The following is an 18,230-nucleotide window of genomic DNA, read 5'->3' as shown; positions in this document are numbered from 1 at the left end:
GCGCTTCCCAGCCGCCGCAACCGCCATGATATTTCAGAGGCATGGCACCAACGGCGGCCCGGCGGGCGCGTCCCCGGGGAGTGCCCGGCGAATGGTGGGCGACCACAGGTCGCCCCTACGGACGGCGCGCCGAGTCGTCGCGCCCCACGGGGCCAGCGGCTGCGGAGTCAGACGGGCGGATGATATCCGCCCCTACGGGTCTGGCAATCGATATACCCAGCCGGACAGGCAGAGAAACCGCCCGCCGGCCCTACAACAGCTCAGTAAAGCTGCGGATATACCGGCGGCAGAGCTGCCTCATCTCCGCCTCGTACATGGCGTAGAAGGGGTCGTACACCCCCACCACGGCGATGCCCGTGTCCCGGGCGGCCTTGCAGGCCCCGGGGGAGTCCTCGTAGAGGGTGCAGTCCGACGCCCGCACCCCCAGCCGCTCCAGGGTCAGGGCGAAGGCCCGGGGATCCCGCTTCTCCACCCCCAGCTCCTGAACGTAGACCACGGCGGAGAAGTACCGCTCCAGGCCGTGGCGCGCCAGGGCGGCCCGGCACAGCTCAGGCACGCAGGCGGTGACCAGGGCCATGTCCGCCCCCTCCCCCGCCCGGCGGGCCAGGAACTCGCCGGCCCCCGGCTTGAGGGGCACCTGATGGGCATAGGCGTCCCGGGCCATGTCCAGCCACTCGGCCATGATCTCCTCCGGGCTCATGTCCAGATGGTAGTAGTCCTTGGTATATTGTGCGGCAATAGGGAAGATGGAGTGGCCCACGGCATCGCTGTACTCCCGGGTGGGGATGAGCCCCCGCCGGGCCAGAAAGCCGTTGTCCACATCCACCCACACGCCGTTGGAATCCACCAGCGTGCCGTCAAAATCGAACAGATCCACAGGCGATAACCTCCAGAGAAAGCGATAGCATGATTTTATCATAGTCAAAGGAGAGGTACAACCATGAGCGAACACAAAGAAACCAGCATCCTGGCCCGCTTCGCCAGCCCCCTGATCGTCCTGGCCACCATCATCTGGGGCAGCTCCTTCGTGGTGATGAAGAACAGCGTGGACGTGCTGCCCACCTTCTGGCTGCTGGCCATCCGCTTTACCTTCGCGGCCCTGGTGCTGGCCGTGGTGTTCATCAAGCGGTGGAAGGTGCTGGACAGGCAGTACCTGATCGGCGGCACGGTGATGGGCTTCTGCCTGTTTGTGGCCTATGCCTTCCAGACCTTCGGGCTGGAGCAGACCACCTCCGGCAAGAACGCCTTCTTCACCGCCGTCTACTGCGTCATCGTCCCCTTCCTGTACTGGGCCATCGCCGGACGCCGCCCCGACAAGTTCAACATCCTGGCGGCCTTCCTGTGCATCGCCGGCATCGCCCTGGTATCCGTGACCGGCAGCAACGCCTCCGCCTTCAACATGGGCGACGTGCTCACCCTCATCGGCGGCTTCTTCTTCGCCGCCCACATTGTGGCCGTGGCCAAGTACTCTGAGGGCCGGGACATCTTCATCCTCACCACCCTCCAGTTCGCCTCCTTTGCCCTGTTCTCCTGGATCGGTGTGCTGGTCACCCGCCCCGCCCTCACCCCCGGCGTGTTTGACCAGAGCCTGATCTTCGGCCTGGCCTATCTGGTGATCTTCGCCTCCTGCGGCGCCCTGCTGTTCCAGAACATCGGGCAGAAGTACACCCCCGCCGCCACCGCAGCCGTCCTCCTGTCCCTGGAGGCCCCTTTCGGCGTGTTCTTCTCCATCCTCTTCGCCGGGGAGCGGCCCACCCCCCTCATGTTCGTGGGCTTCGCCCTGATCTTCCTGGCGGTGGTGTGCTCGGAGACGAAATTCTCCTTCCTGCGGAAAAAAAGGGTTGACAAAGTCTGAACAGGTGCATATAATACACCATAACAAGTCAACCACAGCAAACCTGTGAGGAAGAGAAGTACCCGGCGCTTCCGATGCAAAGAGAGCCCTGGATGGTGGGATCAGGGCCTGAGGAGACCGGCGAATGGACTTCCGAGGGCGGCTTGAACGGGAAACCTAGTAGATGCCGACGGGATCCCACCCGTTATCCATCGGGCACGCATGATGGTGCGTGAAGCGAGTGGACGTGCAAACGTCAATTTGGGTGGTATCGCAGAAGTGTTTGAAACGCTTTTGTCCCAGCAATGGGGCAGAAGCGTTTTTTTACACTCTGCACCATCTGCCTCCCGGAATTCATATTTAGGAGGAACCAAACATGAAAAAGCTGAACCGAGTCCTGTCTCTCTCCGCCGCGGCCGCCCTGGCCCTGTCCCTCACCGCCTGCTCCGGCGGCACCTCCGGCACCGCCGACACTCCGGCGGCCGACAACACCAGCGCCTCCACCGGGGGCTCCGGGGATACCTACACCGTGGCCGTCATCAAGCAGATGGATCACGCCTCCCTGGACGAGATCGCCGACGCCATCGCCGCCCGGCTGGACGAGATTGCCGCGGAGAACGGCATCACCATCCAGTACGAGGTGACCTCCGGTCAGGGCGACCAGACCGTGCTGCGTCAGCTGGCCGACCAGGCCATCGCCGACGGGGTGGACGCCATCATCCCCATCGCCACCACCGCCGCCCAGGTGGCCGCCGTCTCCGCCGAGGAGAGCCAGACCCCGGTGGTGTTCGCCGCCATCTCCTATCCCGAGACGGCCGATCTCACCGGCATCGACTACGTCACCGGCACCAGCGACGCCCTGGACACCAATCTGATTCTGGACATGATGCTGGCCCAGAACCCGGAGCTCCAGAGCGTGGGCCTGCTCTACTCCCTGTCCGAGCCCAACTCCGAGGTGCCCATTGCCGACGCCAAGGCCTATCTGGACGAGAAGGGCATCGCCTACACCGAGGCCACCGCCAACACCAATGACGAGGTTATCGCCGCCGCCAGCTCCCTGATCGCCGACGGGGTAGACGCGGTCTTTACCCCCACCGACAACATCATCATGGCGGCTGAGCTGGCCATCTACGAGGACTTCATCAACGCCGGCATTCCCCACTACACCGGGGCCGACTCCTTCGTGCGCAACGGCGCCTTCGCCACCTGCGGCGTCAACTACACCGACCTGGGCGCCCAGACCGCCGACCTGGCCTACCGGGCCATGACCGAGGGCATGGACAGCCTGGAGGACTACTACCAGGTGGCCGGCGGCCTCATCACCGTCAACTCCGAGACCGCCGAGGCCCTGGGCATCGACACCTCCGTGTTCGACTCCATGGGCGAGGTGGCCGCCGTCACCACCACCGAAGAGTGAGTTTATAACCAACCAGAGGCAAGCCCCCCGGCCGGCACCGGGGGCTTTGCCCTGCTGAAAGGAGCGCGAGCGCTATGCTCTTTGTGACCCAGACCGCCCTGGAGCTGGGCTTCCAGTACGCCCTGGTGGCCATGGCCCTGTTTCTCAGCTACCGGGTGCTGGACATCGCCGATCTCACCACCGACGGCTGCTTCATCCTGGGCTGTGCGGTGTCGGTGAGCCTCACCGCCGCCGGGCACCCCTTCCTGGCCATCCCCGCCGCCATGGCCGCCGGGGCCTGCGCCGGGTTCGTCACCGCCTTTCTCCAGACCAAGCTGGGGGTGCCCTCCATCCTGGCGGGCATCGTCACCAACACGGGGCTGTACACCGTCAACCTGATGGCCATGGGGTGGAAGGCCAACCAGTCCCTGCTGCGGCAGGACACCATCTTCACCCTGTTCCGGGACACCGGCATCGGCGGCAGCTGGAACGCCATCCTCCTGTCCGCCGGCATCACGGTGCTGGCCGGGGTGCTGCTGGTGGCCTTCCTGGGCACCCGGCTGGGCCTGTCCATCCGGGCCACCGGCGACAACCGGGACATGGTGCGCGCCTCCTCCATCAACCCCACCTTCACCATCACCATCGGCCTGTGTATCGCCAACGCCCTCACCGGCCTGTCCGGCGCGGTGGTGGGCCAGGCCCAGAAGACCGCCGACATCAACGCGGGCACCGGCGTGGTGGTCATCGGCCTGGCCTGCCTGATCATCGGGGAGACCATTGTGGGCCGGGGCTCCATGTTCCGGGGGGCCATCGCGGTGATTGTGGGCAGCATCCTCTACCGCTTTATCTATGCCATCGTGCTCTATACCAAGGTGGTTCCCATCGACTGCCTCAAGCTGGTCACCGCCATCGTGGTGGGCCTGGCCATCGCCGCCCCCACCCTGAAGAGCTGGGCCGCCTTCCAGGCCAGGAAGCGGAAGGCCCTGGCGGCCAGAAAGGGGGAGAAGTAAATGCTGGAGCTGAAACACGTCTCCAAGACCTTCAACCCCGGCACGGTCAACGAGAAGAAGGCCCTGGATGGCCTGAGCGTCACCCTGGCCGACGGGGACTTCGTCACCATCGTGGGCTCCAACGGGGCGGGCAAGTCCACCCTGTTCAACGCGGTGGCCGGCGACTTCTACGTGGATGAGGGCTCCGTCACCCTGGACGGCCGGGACATCACCTACCTGCCCGCCTACCGCCGCAGCCGGCAGATCGGCCGGCTGTTCCAGGATCCCATGCGGGGCACCGCCCCCCACATGACCATCGAGGAGAACCTGGCCCTGGCCTATCTCCGCACCGCCAAGCACCAGCGGGCCTTTTTCAGCCGGGTGTCCAGGGCGGACAAGGAATTCTTCCGGGAGCAGCTCTCCCGCCTGGACATGGGCCTGGAGGATCGGATGCGCCAGCCGGTGGGCCTGCTCTCCGGCGGCCAGCGGCAGGCCCTCACCCTGCTGATGTGCACCATGGTGCCCCCCAAGCTGCTCCTGCTGGATGAGCACACCGCCGCCCTGGATCCCGCCACGGCGGAAAAGGTGCTCACCCTCACCCGGGAGATCGTGGAGGAGCACCACATCACCACGCTGATGATCACCCACAACATGAAAAACGCCCTGGAGCTGGGCACCCGCACCTTCATGATGGACGGCGGCCGCATCGTGCTGGACATACAGGGCCAGGAGCGGCAGGGCCTCACGGTGGAGGATCTGCTGGAGCGGTTCCGGGCCGGCGCGGGCAAGGAGCTGGACAACGACCGCATCCTGCTCTCCGACGACTGAACACAGGCAGAAAACCGGCCTTCCCCCGGCGGGGGGACGGGAGCAAATCCCGTCCCCCCGCTCAGCGTGTCGAAAAAGCGGCTTTGCCGCTTTTTCGAGAAAGGCCACATGGCGGAAGGGGTTCGTTTTCTTGCGAAAAAGTCACCCCTTCCGCCATGAGAAGTGTCATTTCCGAGGCGCATGTCCCCGGAAATGACGGATTTTGATTTGATTCCTGCGGCTGCGGCCGCAGGAACTCTGCGAGGCCTTTCCTCACGGAGGGTTTTTCGACAGCCTGGGCGGGGGGACGGGAGCAAATCCCGTCCCCCCGCTTTCCTTATGCAGGCAGCCGCAGCACCTGGCCGGGGTAGATCAGATTGGGGTTGGCGATGCGGTTGAGGGAGGCCAGGGCGCTGACGGTGGTATTGTACCGCCGGGCGATGCCCCACAGGGTGTCCCCTTGCCGGACGGTGTAGGTGCCCGCCGAAGGGGCGGCGCCCCGGGGCAGATTGAGCACCTGGCCGGGGTAGATCAGATCGGGGTTTGCGATGTGGTTGAGGGAGGCCAGGGCGCTGACGGTGGTGCTGTACCGCCGGGCGATGCCCCACAGGGTGTCCCCCCGCCGGACGGTATAGGTGTCCGCCCCGGGCGCCGGCGCCTCTGAAAAGAAGATCTCCGCCGTAAAGGAGTCCCGATCCACATAGCCGCTGACGCCGCTGACCGTGCCCCGGTCGGTGTACTGGAACCCGGCCCAGGACGTCCAGTTGGCGGTGACATGGGGCTGGGAGGGCCCGTAGTCCGCCGCCCACAGGGGCCAGCGGGCCACCGAGCTGTCCAGCATGTGGCTGGCATCGTAGGCGCTGGTGTACACCATGGGGGGCTGGCCGGTGAGGGACTCCAGCTCCTCCAGGAAGGCCGCGGCGATGGCGCTGGCCTGGGCGCTGCTGAGGCCGGAGAGCTCCTCGATGTCCAGCACCGGCCGGCAGTCGTAGGTCAGCTCTGAGAGCTGGGCGGCGAAGAAGCGGGCCTCCGCCCGGGCCTCCGCCGCCGTGCGGGCGTAGAGGAAGTGGTAAAAGCCGATGTGGAGGCCCGCCGCCCTGGCCCCCTGGTAGTGGGACTGGAGGTAGGCATCCACCCCTCCGCTGCCGTAGCCGGCGCGGATATAGACCACCTCGATGCCGTCGTCCCGGGCGGCATTGAAGTCCACCTCCCCCTGGTAGACGCTGATGTCCATGCCGGCGTACAGCGGGCGGGAGGAAGGCTCCAGGGCCAGGGCGGGCATGGCCGTGGCCAGCAGCCCGGCGCACAGGAGCAGGGCGGTGAGAAATCTGCGCAATATACTGCACCCTTTCCAAGACAAAATGGGCGGAACCGGTTCGGTCCCGCCCATTCTATGCGACGTATTTCAGGGGTGCTCCAGCCACAGCTTCTTCCGGGCGCGGAGCACAAAGCAGATCACCCGAACGATCCAGTCCCCCACCATGGCGATCCACACGCCGATGGCTCCCAGGCCGAAGTGGAGGCCCAGCAGGTAGCTGCCCCCCACCCGCACCGTCACCATGGACACGATGGAGACGGCCATGGGCACCCGCACGTCGCCGGCGGCCCGCAGGGCGTTGGGCATGGTGAAGGCCAGGGGCCAGAACAGCATGGCGCAGCCGTTGTGGATCCAGATGAGCACCGCGGCGTACCAGTGGGTCTCCGGCGTCAGGCTGTACAGGCCGAGGATCAGCGGCAGGCCCAGCAGCAGCACCGCGTTGAGCCCCCAGGTGCACAGGTAGGTGAACTTCACCAGCTTCTTGGTGTAGAAGCGCACCTGCTCCCACTCCTGGGCCCCCACGCACTGGCCCACCACGGTGATCAGGGCCAGCCCCATGGCCTGGCCGGGGATCACGCCGAAGTTGTCGATGTTGTTGGCCACCGCGTTGGCGGCGGTCTGGGCGGTGCCGAAGGTGGAAATCAGGCTCACCAGCACCACCCGGCCCAGCTGGAAGAAGCTGTTCTCCAGGCCGTTGGGGATGCCGATGCGGAGGATCTTGGCCATGGTGGGCGGCTCAAACCGGAAGCGGAGCAGGCCGTGGATGCGCACCAGGCCCCGGCCGCTGTGGAGGAGGGCCAGCATGACCGCCGCCGCCACGGCCCGGGAGAAGAGGGACGGGAGGGCCACGCCGGCCACCCCCATGTGGAAGCCGTAGACCAGCACGGCGTTTCCGATGACGTTGAGCACGTTCATCAGGGCGGAGACATACATGGAGGCCCGGGAGTTGCCCATGGCCCGCAGCAGGGCGGCGCAGCCGTTGTACAGGGCGATGAAGGGGTATGACCAGGCGGAGATGACGAAATAGGTGACCGCCCCCTCCATGACGGCGGGCTCCACCTGGCCGAAGAGCAGGCCCAGCAGCCAGCGGTGGAGGAGCAGCACCAGGGCCATGATCACCAGGGCGGCGGCGGTGACGATGTACATGAGCTGGTTGGCCGCCCGGTTGGCCCGATCCAGCTCCTGGGCGCCGATGGACTGGGCGCACACCACGGCGCCGCCGGTAGCCAGGGCGGAGAACACGTTGATGATGAGCACGTTGATGAGATCCACCAGCGCCACGCTGGACACGGCGGTCTCCCCGGCGGCGGAGACCATCATGATATCTGCCATGCCCACCATGACGGACAGGAACTGTTCGATGATCAGGGGGATGATGAGCCTGCGCAGGGCCTGCTTGCTGAACACGGGGCAATCCTCTCTTTTCCTTACAAAAACTGCCTTTCAGTATACTCCAGATCCCAGGCGGCGGACAAGTGGCAAAGCGCACACAATCCCTTGCCATTTTGCCGCGTTCGGGGTATAATTTGGCTCAGCTGGAATTTCAATCACGACTGAGGAGGAGACCATGGAAAAGATTCAGATGACCACCCCGCTGGTGGAGATGGACGGGGACGAGATGACCCGCGTGCTGTGGAAGCAGATCAAGGACGAGCTGCTCCTGCCCTATATCGACCTGAAAACCGAGTATTACGACCTGGGCCTGCCCGAGCGGGAGAAAACCCGCGACCAGGTGACCGTGGACTCCGCCGAGGCCACCAAGAAGTACGGCGTGGCGGTGAAGTGCGCCACCATCACCCCCAATGCCCAGCGGGTGGAGGAGTACAAGCTCTCCGAGATGTGGAAGTCCCCCAACGGCACCATCCGCGCCATTCTGGACGGCACCGTGTTCCGCGCCCCCATCATGGTCAGGGGCATCTCCCCGGTGGTCAAGACCTGGAAGAAGCCCATCACCATCGCCCGCCATGCCTACGGCGACGTGTACAAGTGCACCGAGTACCGGGTGCCCTCACCGGGCAAGGCGGAGCTGGTGTTCACCGGCGCCGACGGGAAGGAGGAATTCCGCCAGACCATCTATGACTTTGAGTGCGGCGGCGTGCTCCAGGGCCAGTACAACAAGGACAGCTCCATCGCCTCCTTCGCCCGCTCCTGCTTCCAGTACGCCATCGACACCCGGCAGGATCTGTGGTTTGCCACCAAGGACACCATCTCCAAGAAGTACGACCACACCTTCAAGGACATCTTCCAGGAGATTTTCGACTCCGAGTACAAGGCCAGATTTGACGAGCTGGGCATCGAGTACTTCTACACCCTCATCGACGACGCGGTGGCCCGGGTCATCCGCTCCGAGGGGGGCTTCATCTGGGCCTGCAAGAACTACGACGGCGACGTGATGAGCGACATGGTGTCCACCGCCTTCGGCTCCCTGGCCATGATGACCTCCGTGCTGGTGAGCCCCGACGGCAAGTACGAGTACGAGGCCGCCCACGGCACCGTCACCCGCCACTACTACAAATACCTGAAGGGGGAGGAGACCTCCACCAACCCGGTGGCCACCCTCTTCGCCTGGACGGGCGCCCTGCGCAAGCGGGGGGAGCTGGACGGCATCGCCGCGCTGGGCCAGTTCGCCGACAAGCTGGAGCAGGCCACCATCGACACCATCGAGGGCGGCACCATGACCCGCGATCTGGTGGGCCTGTGGGAGGGGGAGACCCCCGCCAGGGGCGTCACTTCCCTGGAGTTCATCCGGGCCATCAAGGCCAATCTGGAGAAGCGCCTGTAAGCAGGCAGTATGTATGAGGCAGCCCCCGTCCCGGAACCGGGACGGGGGCTGCTTTCTACGTTAGAGGGTTACAGGCTCCGGAGGGCCGCCAGGGCGGCCGCCAGGGTGGCGTCCAGCTCCGCGTCCCCGTGGGCCTCCGAGACGAACATGGCCTCGAACTGGGCGGGGGCCAGGGCCACGCCTCCCTCCAGCATGGCCTGGAAGTACCTGGCGTAGCGGCCCACATCGCTGCCCTTGGCGTCGGTGAAGGTGGTCACCTCGGTGGGGGTGAAGAAGGGGGCCAGCAGGGAGCCGATCTGGTTGATGGCCACCGGCACCCCGGCCTCCTCTGCCGCGGCGCGCAGGCCGCGGGCCAGCTTCTCCCCCTTGGCGGCCAGGTCGGTGTAGATCTCCGGGTGCTCCTTCAGGTAGGTGAGCTGGGCCAGGCCGGCGGCCATGGCCACCGGGTTGCCGCTGAGTGTGCCCGCCTGGTACACCGGGCCGCAGGGGGCCACCTGCTCCAGCAGGGCCCGGCTGCCGCAGTAGGCCCCCACGGGCATGCCGCCGCCGATGATCTTGCCGAAGGTGACCAGATCGGCCTTCACGCCGAAGTACGCCTGGGCGCCGCCCAGGGCCAGCCGGAAGCCGGTGATCACCTCGTCAAAGATCAGCAGGGCGCCGTGCTGGTCGCACAGCTGCCGCAGGCCGGGGAGGAAGCCGGGGGCGGGGTTCACCACCCCCATGTTGGCGGCCACCGGCTCCACAATGACGGCGGCCACCTGGCCGGGGTTCTGTTCCAGCAGCTCCTTCACGCTGTCCAGGTCGTTGAACTGGGCGGTGAGGGTGTCCTTGGCCGCCCCCACCGGCACGCCTGCGCTGCTGGGGTGGCCCCCTGCCAGGGCGGAGGAGCCGGCGTTGACCAGCATACAGTCGGAGTGGCCGTGGTAGCAGCCCTCGAATTTGATCAGCTTGTCCCGCCCGGTGGCCCCACGGGCCAGCCGCAGGGCGGACATGACCGCCTCGGTGCCCGAGTTGACCATGCGCACCATCTCAATATTGGGCACCAGCTCCACCATCAGCTCGGCGATGTCCACCTCCCGCCGGGTAGGGGCGCCGAAGGACAGGCCGTCCTGCACCGCCTTCTCCACCGCCTCCCGGATCACCGGGTGGTTGTGGCCCAGGATCATGGGGCCCCAGGAGCACACGTAGTCGATGTACTTCTTCCCGTCCTCGTCGCAGATATAGGCCCCGTCGGCCCTGGTGATGAACCGGGGGGCCATGCCCACCGCCCGGTAGGCCCGGACCGGGGAGTTGACCCCGCCGGGGAGGACTTTTTTGGCCCGCTCAAAGAGCTGTTCCGAGATGTCCATCAGCCGATGTCCCCCTTCCGGATGGCCTGTGAGAGTTCCTTGGCGTAGTAAGTGATGAGCATGTTGGCCCCCGCCCGGAACACGGACAGGGCGGACTCGCACATGATCCTGTACTCGTCGATGAGTCCGGCGGCGGAGGCCGCCTTGATCATGGCGTACTCCCCGGACACGGAGTAGGCGCACAGGGGCAGGTCGAAGGAATCGGCGCACTCCCGGATCACGTCCAGGTAGCTGAGGGCGGGCTTGACCATGATAATGTCCGCCCCCTCGGCGATGTCCAGCTGGCACTCCTTGAGGGCCTCCTTCCGGTTGTGGGGATCCATCTGATAGCCCTTCCGGTCGCCGAAGGAGGGGGCGGAGCCCGCCGCCGCGCGGAAGGGGCCGTAGAACGCCGAGGCGTACTTGGCGGAGTAGGCCAGAATGGGCACGTTCTGGAAGCCGTGCTCGTCCAGGGCGGCCCGGATGGCGGCCACCCGGCCGTCCATCATGTCGGAGGGGGCCACCATGTCCGCCCCCGCCTGGGCGTGGGACAGGGCGGTTTTGGCCAGCACCTCCAGGGTGCTGTCGTTGTCCACCTCATGTCCGGACAGGATGCCGCAGTGGCCGTGGTCGGTGTACTCGCACATGCACACGTCGGTGATCACGTAGAAGTCGGGGTATCTGGCCTTGATGGCCCGGATGGCCTCCTGCACCACGCCGTGCTCGGCCCAGGCGGAGGAGCCGCAGGCGTCCTTCTCGCGGGGCAGGCCGAACAGGATGCAGTGGGTCACCCGGTTGGCCAGGCACTCCTCCACCGCCTGCCCCACCGCGTCGATGCCGTAGTGGTACTGGCCGGGCAGGGCCTCGATGGGCCGCCTGCCGCTGAGGGTCTCGTCCACAAAGATGGGGTAGATCAGGCTGTCGGGGGACATCCGGGTCTCCCGGCACAGGCGGCGCACCGCCTCGTTTCCCCGCAGGCGGCGGGGACGCTGGATCAGTTCCATGCTGACGCTTCCTTTCTCATGAAACGCGGCGGGGGCAAGCCCCCGCCCTACGCTTGTGGTTCTCAAACAGGGGAAGATTCCCCTCGTTGCCCCACGTTTCTTTTCGTCCTATATAACCGGGGATCTGTTGTAGGACGGGGGCAAGCCCCCGCCGTTCTCAATCCCGCAGGTCTGCAATCAGCTCCACCAGGGCGTCCATGGTGGCCTGGCGGGCCACCTGGACGGGGATGCCGTACCTTTTGGCCTCCGCCTCGGTCTGCTCCCCGATGCAGGCTCCCACCATGCGGGAGAAGTCCGCGTCCGCCCCCACGGTGGACACGAAGCCCCTGACGGTGGAGGCGCTGGTGAAGGTGACGATGCCCACCGTGCCGGATTCCACGACGGCGCGCAGCTCTTCGGAGCGGGGATTGTCGTAGACGGTGCGGTAGGTGGCCACGTCGTCAAAGCCTATGTTACGCCGCTCCAGGGCCTGTGTCAAGGCGGGGGAGCCCTCCTGGGCCCGGAGGATCAGCACCCGCCCGGCGGCGGGGATGCCCTCTCCCAGGTGGGCGGCGTCGTACACCGCCGGCACGTAGTCCGCCCGCAGGCCGTGGGCGGACAGGGCCTTGGCTGTTCCGGGCCCGATGGCGGCCAGCTTGAGCCCGCCCAGAGTCCGGGCGTCCAGGTTATGTTCCTCCAGCCAGCGCCACAGGGCGTCCACCCCGACGGGGCTGGTGAGGGCCAGCCACTGGTAGTCCCCCAGCCCCTCCATGGCCTCCTCCAGCCCGGGACAGGGGTCAATCGGCACGGTGGCAATGCAGGGGTACTCCCACACGTCCGCCCCCATGGCCCGCAGGCGGCCGGACAGGGTGCCCGCCCGCTCCTTCGGCCGGGTGACCACCACGGTTTTCCCCTTCAAAGGCAGGCGGTCAAACCAGTCGAACTGCTCCGCCAGGGCGCACACCTGCCCCACCACGATGACGGCGGGGCTCTTTACCCCCACCTCCGCCGCCCGCCGGGGCAGATCGGCCAGGGTGGCGCTGGTGCGGCGCTGGGCAGGGGTGGTGCCGCTCTCCACCGTGGCGGCGGGGGTGTCCGGGGCCATGCCCGCGTCCAGCAGGCCCCGGCAGATGGCGGGCAGGGCGGACACACCCATGAGGAACACCAGGGTGCCGCCGGTGCGCACCAGGGCCTCAAAGTCGATGTCCAGCTCCTTCCCCGAGCGCTGGTGGCCGGTGACGATGTGGAGGGAGGAGCAGCAGTCCCGGTGGGTCACCGGGATGCCCCCGTAGGCGGGGGCGGCGATGGCGGAGGTGATGCCGGGCACCTCCTCAAAGGGGATGTGGTGCCGGGCCAGCAGCTCCAGCTCCTCGCCCCCCCGTCCGAACAGGAAGGGGTCGCCCCCCTTGAGGCGCACCACCGTCTTCCCCTCCAGGGCCTTGTCCAGCAGGATCTGGTTGATCCCCTCCTGGGGCACCAGATGGCGGGCGGCCTCCTTGCCCACGTTGATCTGCTCCGCGTCCTCCGGCATGAGGGCCAGGATGGCGGGGCTCACCAGCCGGTCGTACACCACCACGTCGGCGCTCCGGATGGCGTCCAGCCCCCTGCGGGTCAGCAGGCCGGGATCCCCCGGCCCCGCCCCCACCAATATCACTTTCCCGGGCACAGGCATCCCCCTTTCAGTCTCTCCGCCAGGCGGCGGGCCAGCTCCTCCCCCTGCTCCCGGGGGCCGGAGCGCCTGTCCCGGCTCACCCTGCCCTGTCCGTCCACATACAGGCCGTCGATGGTGATGGTGTCCCCCTCCACCACGGCGTGGGCGGCGATGGGGGAGGAGCAGCCCCCGTCCAAGGCGCGGACAAAGGCCCGCTCGGCCAGGGCGCAGGCGGTTCCGTCGGCGTCCAAAACGCCGTCCAGGCAGGACAGATCCTCCCCCGCCCGGGCCTGCACCGCCAGAATCCCCTGCCCGGCGGCGGGGAGCAGCTCATCCACCGTAAAGTACCGGGCGATGCGTTCCTCCAGCCCCAGTCGCTTCAGGCCCGCGGCGGCCAGCACCAGAGCGGAGTACTGTCCCTCGTCCAGCTTGCGCAGGCGGGTGAGCACGTTGCCCCGCACCGGGGCGATGGCCATGCCGGGGAACAGCTCCCGCAGCTGCACCGTCCGCCGGGCGGAGGCGCAGCCGATGGGCCTGGAGCGATCCAGCTCCGTTACCCCCTGGGGCAGCACCAGCACATCCCGGGGATCCTCCCGGCGGGTGAAGCCCGCCAGGGGGATGCGCTCGTCGATGTCCATGGGCAGATCCTTGCAGCTGTGGACGGTGAAGTCCACCCGGCCGTCCAGCAGGGCGGTGTCCAGTTCCTTCACAAAGAGGCCCTTGCCGCCGATCTGATCCAGGGTGCGGTCTAAAATCCTGTCGCCGGTGGTCTTCATGGTCACCAGCTCCAGCCGGAGGCCCGGGTGGGCGGCGCGGATGGCGTCCATCACCAGCTCCGACTGGATAACAGCCAGTTTACTCTCCCGGCTTCCAATCCGAATTGTATTCATTCCAATCCCTCCAGGGTGGCCCGGATGGCCTTGGCGGCCCGGGCGGTCAGGGCGTGGTCGGTGCCCCGGCCGGCCACACCGGCCACCAGATGCTCCCCGGTGCAGATGGCCGGGAAGAAGAAGGTGCACTCGTCCGGGCAGTCCGCCACGCTGACGGGGACGCCCAGGGCCCGGGCCTCCTCCCCCACCGCCCGGTTGACGGCCCGGTCGTCGGTGGCGGCCACGGCGACAGCCGCCCCGGCCACGTCGCCGGGGGCGTAGGGCCGCTGCTGCCAGTCTATGCCCTCCACCTGCCGCTTGCAGCGGGGGGCGATCAGGATGACCTCCGCCCCGAAGCCTTTGAGCACCTCCGCCCGGCGGCAGGCCACCGCCCCGCCGCCGATGATCACCGCCCGCCGTCCGGCCAGATCGATAAACAGGGGAAAGCGGAAGGGCCTCTCCGCCGGGCGGCTCCACCGGGGCTTGGCAGGGGTGTGCAGGTCGATCTTGTCGGCGCACTTCTCCAGCTCCTCCGGGGTAAAGCCCTCCTTCAATCCGCCGGACAGGAGATCCACCGCCCGGCTCACCGCCAGCTCCACCAGCTCCCTGGCCTCCGGCCCGTCCAGATCGGTGGACAGCACCCGGCGGATCACCGCCTGCTTCACCCGCTCCAGCCCGGGCAGGCAGGCCCGGTAGTTCTCCCACTGCTCCAGCTGGCCCAGGTGCTTCTCCAGAATCTCCTCCGCCTCGGGGGGGATGGCTCGCTCCACCTCCACCCCCAGGTCGTCCACGTTATAGAGGGTGATACCGGGCAGCTCCCCCGCCGCCGGGTCGATGTCCCGGGGGATGGCCAGGTCGGCCAGCAGCCGGGGCGGGTTGGCCGCCGCCGAGAGCTCTCCGGCGGAGAGGGTGTAGTGGGGGCTGGCGGTGGCGGAGATCAGGAGATCCATCCCCTCCATGGCCTCATATCGCTTCTCGTAGGGGGCCACGGCGCACCCGGCGGGCACCACCGTCTCCCCGTGGTGGTAGCTGCGCAGGGTGATGGTGACGGCGCACCCCGCCTCCACCAGCAGGGCGGCGGCCAGCCGCCCCATCTCCCCGTTGCCGATCACCAGGGCCCGCTTCCCGGACAGGCCGCCGATCTCCCGGGCCAGCCGCTCCACGGCGCTCTGGGCGGCGGAGCGGGGCACGCCGGTGAGGCGCACCCTTGTCTTGAGGGCCTTGCCCGCGGCGGCGGCGGAGCGGAACAGGGTCTCCAGCACCCCGTCCGCCGTCCCCGCCTCCCGGGCGGCGGAGATGGCCCCCTTCACCTGGGTGAGGATCTGATCCTCCCCCCAGATCTGGGAGCGCAGCCCCCCGGCCACCTCCATGAGCCGCCGGGCGGCCGCCTCTCCGGTACAGGTGGTGAAGAAGTCCGCGAACGCGGCATCGTCCACCCCGGCGGCGGCGCACAGCAGCCCGGCGGGATCCGGCTCCGCCCCCTCGGCGCAGGAGAGGTAGAGCTCCGTCCGGTTGCAGGTGGACAGCAGGGCGCAGCCCTCCACCCCCGGGTTGTCCCGGATCAGCCGGTTCAGCTCCACCACCCGCCCGCGCGGGAAGGACAGCTGCTCCCGGAGCTGGATGGGCACGTGCCAGTCCAGACCGGCCATGCGGATGTTCACGTCGGTTCCCCCTTTTTCACCAGCACCACGGAGAAGTACCCGGTGCCCTCCGGCACGTCGGCGAAGCGGGGGCAGACCGTCTCCCCCTCCATGCCGCAGTTGGCCACCATGGAGGCGCGCTCCAGCAGGCCGTGGGCGGCCAGAGTGTCCCTCAGGGCCCCCAGCTCACGCCCCGCCTTCATGAACACCAGGTTGGCGTCCACGCTCAGGCAGTCCTCCACCTCCCCGTGGGAGGCGGGGACGATCATCAGCCGCTGGGCCTTCTCGCACAAGGGCTCCCCCAGCCGGGCGGCCACGGCGCAGAAGGAGGGCACGCCGGGGATGATCTCCGCCCCGTACCCCCGGTTCACCACCCGGCGGTGGATGTAGATGTAGGTGGAGTACACCGTGGGATCCCCCAGGGTGATGAAGGCCACGTCCTTGCCCTGATCCAGCTTTTCGCAGATGGCGTCCGCCGCGGCGTCGTAGGCCCCGTCCAGCACCGCCTGATCCCGCACCATGGGGGTGGAGCAGTCCAGCCGCTCCTTCCCGTGGGCCAGGGGGCCGATGATGTTCAGGGCGGTCTTCTCCCCCGCCCCCTTGTCGGGGACGGCCAGCACCGCCGACGCCCGGATGATCCGCTCGGCCTTGCGGGTGAGCAGCTCCGGATCCCCGGGGCCCACCCCCACGCCGTACAGCTTTCCTCGGTTCATCGTTCTTCCTCCTTGAGCAGGCGCAGGATCTCCCGCCGGGCCGCCCCGATGGTGGCGGCGGGGCCGGCGTCCAGGCCGTCCTTGTCGTGCAGTATGTCCATGAGATGGGCGATGCGGGGTAGGCGCAGGTGGTTTTCCCGCAGCAGCCCGGGCTGTCGGAACAGCTCCTCCGGCGTGCCGGCGGCCAGCACCCGGCCGCCTCCCAGCAGGTAGGCGTCGTCGCAGCACAGGGGCACCAGATCCATGTCGTGGGTGGCCAGCAGGATGGCCATGTTCAGCCCGTCCCGCAGCTGCTCCAGCAGCGCCAGCAGGCCGCTGACCCCCTGGGGATCCAGCCCGGCGGTGGGCTCGTCCAGGATGAGCACCTCCGGCTCCATCACTAGCACCCCGGCGATGGCCGCCCGTTTCTTCTGGCCGAAGGAGAGGGCGTGGGTGGGCTTGTCCCGCAGGTGGGCCACCCCGGTGCGCTCCATGGCCGCCTCCACCCGGCGGCGCACCTCCGCCTCGGGCAGGCCCAGGTTCACCGCCCCGAAGGAGATGTCCCGGTACACGTCGGCGGAGAAGAGCTGGTCGTCGGGATCCTGAAACACGATGCCCACCCGGCGGCGCAGCTCCGCCAGGCCCTTCCGATCCCGGCGCACCGGCGCGCCGTCCAGCAGCACCTCCCCGCTCTGGGGGGTGAGCACCCCGTTCAGGTTGAGGAACAGGGTGGACTTCCCCGCCCCGTTGGCCCCCAGGATGCCGGTGATCCGCCCCCGCTCAGCCTTCAGGCTCACGTGATCCAGGGCGGCGGTGCCGTCCTCGTAGGTGTAGCACAGCTCTCTCGTCTCGATGGCTGGATTCATCCCAGCACCCCCCTCTCCGCAAACAGGACTGCCAGCTGCCCCGCCGCCACCGCCAGGGCCAGGGGATAGAGCCCCCGGCCCGGCGCATAGTCCCCCGGCAGGGTGGTGAGGCTGCCGGCATAGCCCCGGGACTCCAGGGCGGCGTAGATCCGGTCGGCCCGCCGCCAGGCCCGCAGGAACACCAGGGAGGCCATGGTTCCCAGGGAGGACAGGGAGCGGCGCAGCCCCTGGTAGCCCAGGCGGGAGGCCTGGGCGGTGCGGATGCTCCCCGCCGTCTCGGAGAGCACGAAGATAAAGCGGTAGATGAGCTCCATCAGTTCCACCAGCAGGCGGGGCACGTGGAGCCGCCCCAGGCACATGGTCAGGTCGGTGACCGGGGTGTTGAGGGCCAGGAAGTACATGGCCCCCACCGCCCCCAGGGCGCGGAAAAACAGGGCCGCGGCGGCGGCCAGGGCGGCCCCGTCAAAGCCCCACAGCCGCCCCCCCACCGGGAGGGCGGCCAGCACCGGCGTCCCGGCGGGGTAGCTGTGCACCAGCATGGTGGCGCAGCCCACCGCCAGGAAGGCCATGGGGATCTTGAGAAAATGGAGGTATACTCTGGGGGGCAGGCCCCCCAGGGCGGTAATCAGCACGCCCATGGCCGCCGCCGTGGCCAGGCCCACCGCCCCGCTGCCGCAGCACAGGCACACCACCAGCGCCGTCAGGGAGAGGATCAGCTTGGGCAGCGGATCCACCCGACGCAGGCGGGACTGGTAGGCCCAGCGGTCGGTGCCCATCAGCTCTCGTCCTTCCCGCCGGGCTTTTTGGTGATGCGGCCCAGGACAAAGCCCACGATCCCCGCGCCCACGGCGGCCTGGAGGGCGAAGAGCAGGGACTCCACCTCGCCGCTGGCGGGCTCCAGGATGGGCTCAAACCAGGGCTGGTAACCGGGATTCAGCTCCTGAACCACCTCCTCGGCCTGTCCGTCGGCGCCGCCGAACTCGGCGTTGGGCAGCAGCCACAGGGGCAGGGCGGCAATGGCCACCGCCAGGACGATCAGAATCAAATTTTTCTGCCAAACCTTCATCGCTTCTCC

Annotated in this window: 17 protein-coding genes; 5 read left to right on the top strand and 12 right to left on the bottom strand. The window is 67.9% G+C overall.

Annotation, left to right across the window (positions count from 1 at the left end; all coding sequences use genetic code 11):
- Nucleotides 1-250 precede the first annotated feature (250 nt).
- A complete protein-coding gene (locus B5E42_RS07920) occupies nucleotides 251-877 on the bottom strand; it encodes an HAD family phosphatase (RefSeq protein ID WP_087238434.1) in 627 nt (208 codons plus the stop codon).
- Between the two features lie 63 nt (nucleotides 878-940).
- On the opposite strand from B5E42_RS07920, the gene B5E42_RS07915 reads away from it, so the two are divergent.
- The 4 genes from B5E42_RS07915 to B5E42_RS07900 all read left to right on the top strand — a co-directional run bounded on the left by B5E42_RS07915 (nucleotide 941) and on the right by B5E42_RS07900 (nucleotide 5,047).
- Nucleotides 941-1,855, top strand: coding sequence for a DMT family transporter (locus B5E42_RS07915; RefSeq protein WP_087238432.1), 915 nt, complete (start codon nucleotides 941-943; stop codon nucleotides 1,853-1,855).
- A 355-nt stretch (nucleotides 1,856-2,210) separates the two neighbouring features.
- Nucleotides 2,211-3,251 (top strand): ABC transporter substrate-binding protein, encoded by a 1,041-nt coding sequence (locus B5E42_RS07910; RefSeq protein ID WP_087238430.1) that lies wholly within the window; start codon nucleotides 2,211-2,213, stop codon nucleotides 3,249-3,251.
- Nucleotides 3,252-3,325: 74 nt separating this feature from the next.
- On the top strand, nucleotides 3,326-4,240 hold the full coding sequence (locus B5E42_RS07905) for an ABC transporter permease (protein WP_087238428.1): 915 nt from the start codon (nucleotides 3,326-3,328) through the stop codon (nucleotides 4,238-4,240).
- Complete coding sequence (locus B5E42_RS07900; protein WP_087238426.1) at nucleotides 4,241-5,047, top strand: ABC transporter ATP-binding protein; 807 nt, start codon at nucleotides 4,241-4,243, stop codon at nucleotides 5,045-5,047.
- 316 nt (nucleotides 5,048-5,363) lie between these two features.
- Here B5E42_RS07900 and B5E42_RS07895 read toward each other — a convergent pair whose 3' ends face one another.
- Nucleotides 5,364-6,362 carry a LysM peptidoglycan-binding domain-containing protein gene (locus tag B5E42_RS07895; RefSeq protein ID WP_162613934.1) on the bottom strand — a complete coding sequence of 333 codons (999 nt, stop codon included), beginning with the start codon at nucleotides 6,360-6,362 and terminating at the stop codon, nucleotides 5,364-5,366.
- 69 nt (nucleotides 6,363-6,431) lie between these two features.
- Nucleotides 6,432-7,751 (bottom strand): MATE family efflux transporter, encoded by a 1,320-nt coding sequence (locus B5E42_RS07890; RefSeq protein ID WP_087238423.1) that lies wholly within the window; start codon nucleotides 7,749-7,751, stop codon nucleotides 6,432-6,434.
- Nucleotides 7,752-7,911: 160 nt separating this feature from the next.
- Between B5E42_RS07890 and B5E42_RS07885 the strand changes: the two genes are divergently transcribed.
- A complete protein-coding gene (locus tag B5E42_RS07885; protein ID WP_087238421.1) occupies nucleotides 7,912-9,126 on the top strand; it encodes an NADP-dependent isocitrate dehydrogenase in 1,215 nt (404 codons plus the stop codon).
- 68 nt (nucleotides 9,127-9,194) lie between these two features.
- Here B5E42_RS07885 and hemL read toward each other — a convergent pair whose 3' ends face one another.
- The 9 genes from hemL to B5E42_RS07840 all read right to left on the bottom strand — a co-directional run bounded on the left by hemL (nucleotide 9,195) and on the right by B5E42_RS07840 (nucleotide 18,221).
- On the bottom strand, nucleotides 9,195-10,475 hold the full coding sequence (gene hemL, locus B5E42_RS07880; RefSeq protein WP_087238419.1) for a glutamate-1-semialdehyde 2,1-aminomutase: 1,281 nt from the start codon (nucleotides 10,473-10,475) through the stop codon (nucleotides 9,195-9,197).
- Nucleotides 10,475-11,458 (bottom strand): porphobilinogen synthase, encoded by a 984-nt coding sequence (hemB, locus tag B5E42_RS07875; RefSeq protein ID WP_087238417.1) that lies wholly within the window; start codon nucleotides 11,456-11,458, stop codon nucleotides 10,475-10,477. The genes hemL and hemB overlap by 1 nt, the downstream gene beginning before the upstream one ends.
- Before the next feature lie 157 nt (nucleotides 11,459-11,615).
- On the bottom strand, nucleotides 11,616-13,103 hold the full coding sequence (gene cobA / locus B5E42_RS07870) for a uroporphyrinogen-III C-methyltransferase (protein WP_087238415.1): 1,488 nt from the start codon (nucleotides 13,101-13,103) through the stop codon (nucleotides 11,616-11,618).
- Entirely contained in the window at nucleotides 13,088-13,978 is an 891-nt protein-coding gene (gene hemC, locus B5E42_RS07865) for a hydroxymethylbilane synthase (protein WP_087238413.1), read from the bottom strand. Before hemC ends, cobA begins: the two co-directional genes overlap by 16 nt.
- Nucleotides 13,975-15,618, bottom strand: coding sequence for an NAD(P)-dependent oxidoreductase (locus tag B5E42_RS07860; protein WP_242967062.1), 1,644 nt, complete (start codon nucleotides 15,616-15,618; stop codon nucleotides 13,975-13,977). Before B5E42_RS07860 ends, hemC begins: the two co-directional genes overlap by 4 nt.
- Nucleotides 15,615-16,310, bottom strand: a complete 696-nt coding sequence (cobI, locus tag B5E42_RS07855; RefSeq protein WP_087238411.1) for a precorrin-2 C(20)-methyltransferase — start codon at nucleotides 16,308-16,310, stop codon at nucleotides 15,615-15,617. The genes B5E42_RS07860 and cobI overlap by 4 nt, the downstream gene beginning before the upstream one ends.
- Complete coding sequence (locus B5E42_RS07850) at nucleotides 16,307-17,155, bottom strand: ATP-binding cassette domain-containing protein (protein WP_087238409.1); 849 nt, start codon at nucleotides 17,153-17,155, stop codon at nucleotides 16,307-16,309. The genes cobI and B5E42_RS07850 overlap by 4 nt, the downstream gene beginning before the upstream one ends.
- Nucleotides 17,152-17,931 carry a cobalt ECF transporter T component CbiQ gene (gene cbiQ, locus B5E42_RS07845; RefSeq protein WP_087238407.1) on the bottom strand — a complete coding sequence of 260 codons (780 nt, stop codon included), beginning with the start codon at nucleotides 17,929-17,931 and terminating at the stop codon, nucleotides 17,152-17,154. The genes B5E42_RS07850 and cbiQ overlap by 4 nt, the downstream gene beginning before the upstream one ends.
- The gene (locus B5E42_RS07840) at nucleotides 17,931-18,221 is read right to left on the bottom strand and encodes an energy-coupling factor ABC transporter substrate-binding protein (protein ID WP_087238406.1); all 291 of its coding nucleotides are present in this window, start codon (nucleotides 18,219-18,221) and stop codon (nucleotides 17,931-17,933) included. Before B5E42_RS07840 ends, cbiQ begins: the two co-directional genes overlap by 1 nt.
- Between the last annotated feature and the right edge of the window lie 9 nt (nucleotides 18,222-18,230).

It is taken from the genome of Flavonifractor sp. An10 (genome assembly GCF_002161215.1).
Taxonomy (GTDB): domain Bacteria; phylum Bacillota; class Clostridia; order Oscillospirales; family Oscillospiraceae; genus Flavonifractor; species Flavonifractor avistercoris.
The sequence above is the reverse complement of the archived record's forward strand: the minus strand, read 5'-3'. Positions and strand labels throughout refer to the sequence as shown.

What these genes read in the sequence shown, in the direction of transcription:
- B5E42_RS07915 (WP_087238432.1), top strand. Translation starts at nt 941, where the DNA reads ATGAGCGAACACAAAGAAACCAGCATCCTGGCCCGCTTCGCCAGCCCC.
- B5E42_RS07910 (WP_087238430.1), top strand. Translation starts at nt 2,211, where the DNA reads ATGAAAAAGCTGAACCGAGTCCTGTCTCTCTCCGCCGCGGCCGCCCTG.
- B5E42_RS07905 (WP_087238428.1), top strand. Translation starts at nt 3,326, where the DNA reads ATGCTCTTTGTGACCCAGACCGCCCTGGAGCTGGGCTTCCAGTACGCC.
- B5E42_RS07900 (WP_087238426.1), top strand. Translation starts at nt 4,241, where the DNA reads ATGCTGGAGCTGAAACACGTCTCCAAGACCTTCAACCCCGGCACGGTC.
- B5E42_RS07885 (WP_087238421.1), top strand. Translation starts at nt 7,912, where the DNA reads ATGGAAAAGATTCAGATGACCACCCCGCTGGTGGAGATGGACGGGGAC.
- hemL (WP_087238419.1), bottom strand. Translation starts at nt 10,475, where the DNA reads ATGGACATCTCGGAACAGCTCTTTGAGCGGGCCAAAAAAGTCCTCCCC.
- hemB (WP_087238417.1), bottom strand. Translation starts at nt 11,458, where the DNA reads ATGGAACTGATCCAGCGTCCCCGCCGCCTGCGGGGAAACGAGGCGGTG.
- hemC (WP_087238413.1), bottom strand. Translation starts at nt 13,978, where the DNA reads ATGAATACAATTCGGATTGGAAGCCGGGAGAGTAAACTGGCTGTTATC.
- cobI (WP_087238411.1), bottom strand. Translation starts at nt 16,310, where the DNA reads ATGAACCGAGGAAAGCTGTACGGCGTGGGGGTGGGCCCCGGGGATCCG.
- B5E42_RS07850 (WP_087238409.1), bottom strand. Translation starts at nt 17,155, where the DNA reads ATGAATCCAGCCATCGAGACGAGAGAGCTGTGCTACACCTACGAGGAC.
- cbiQ (WP_087238407.1), bottom strand. Translation starts at nt 17,931, where the DNA reads ATGGGCACCGACCGCTGGGCCTACCAGTCCCGCCTGCGTCGGGTGGAT.
- B5E42_RS07840 (WP_087238406.1), bottom strand. Translation starts at nt 18,221, where the DNA reads ATGAAGGTTTGGCAGAAAAATTTGATTCTGATCGTCCTGGCGGTGGCC.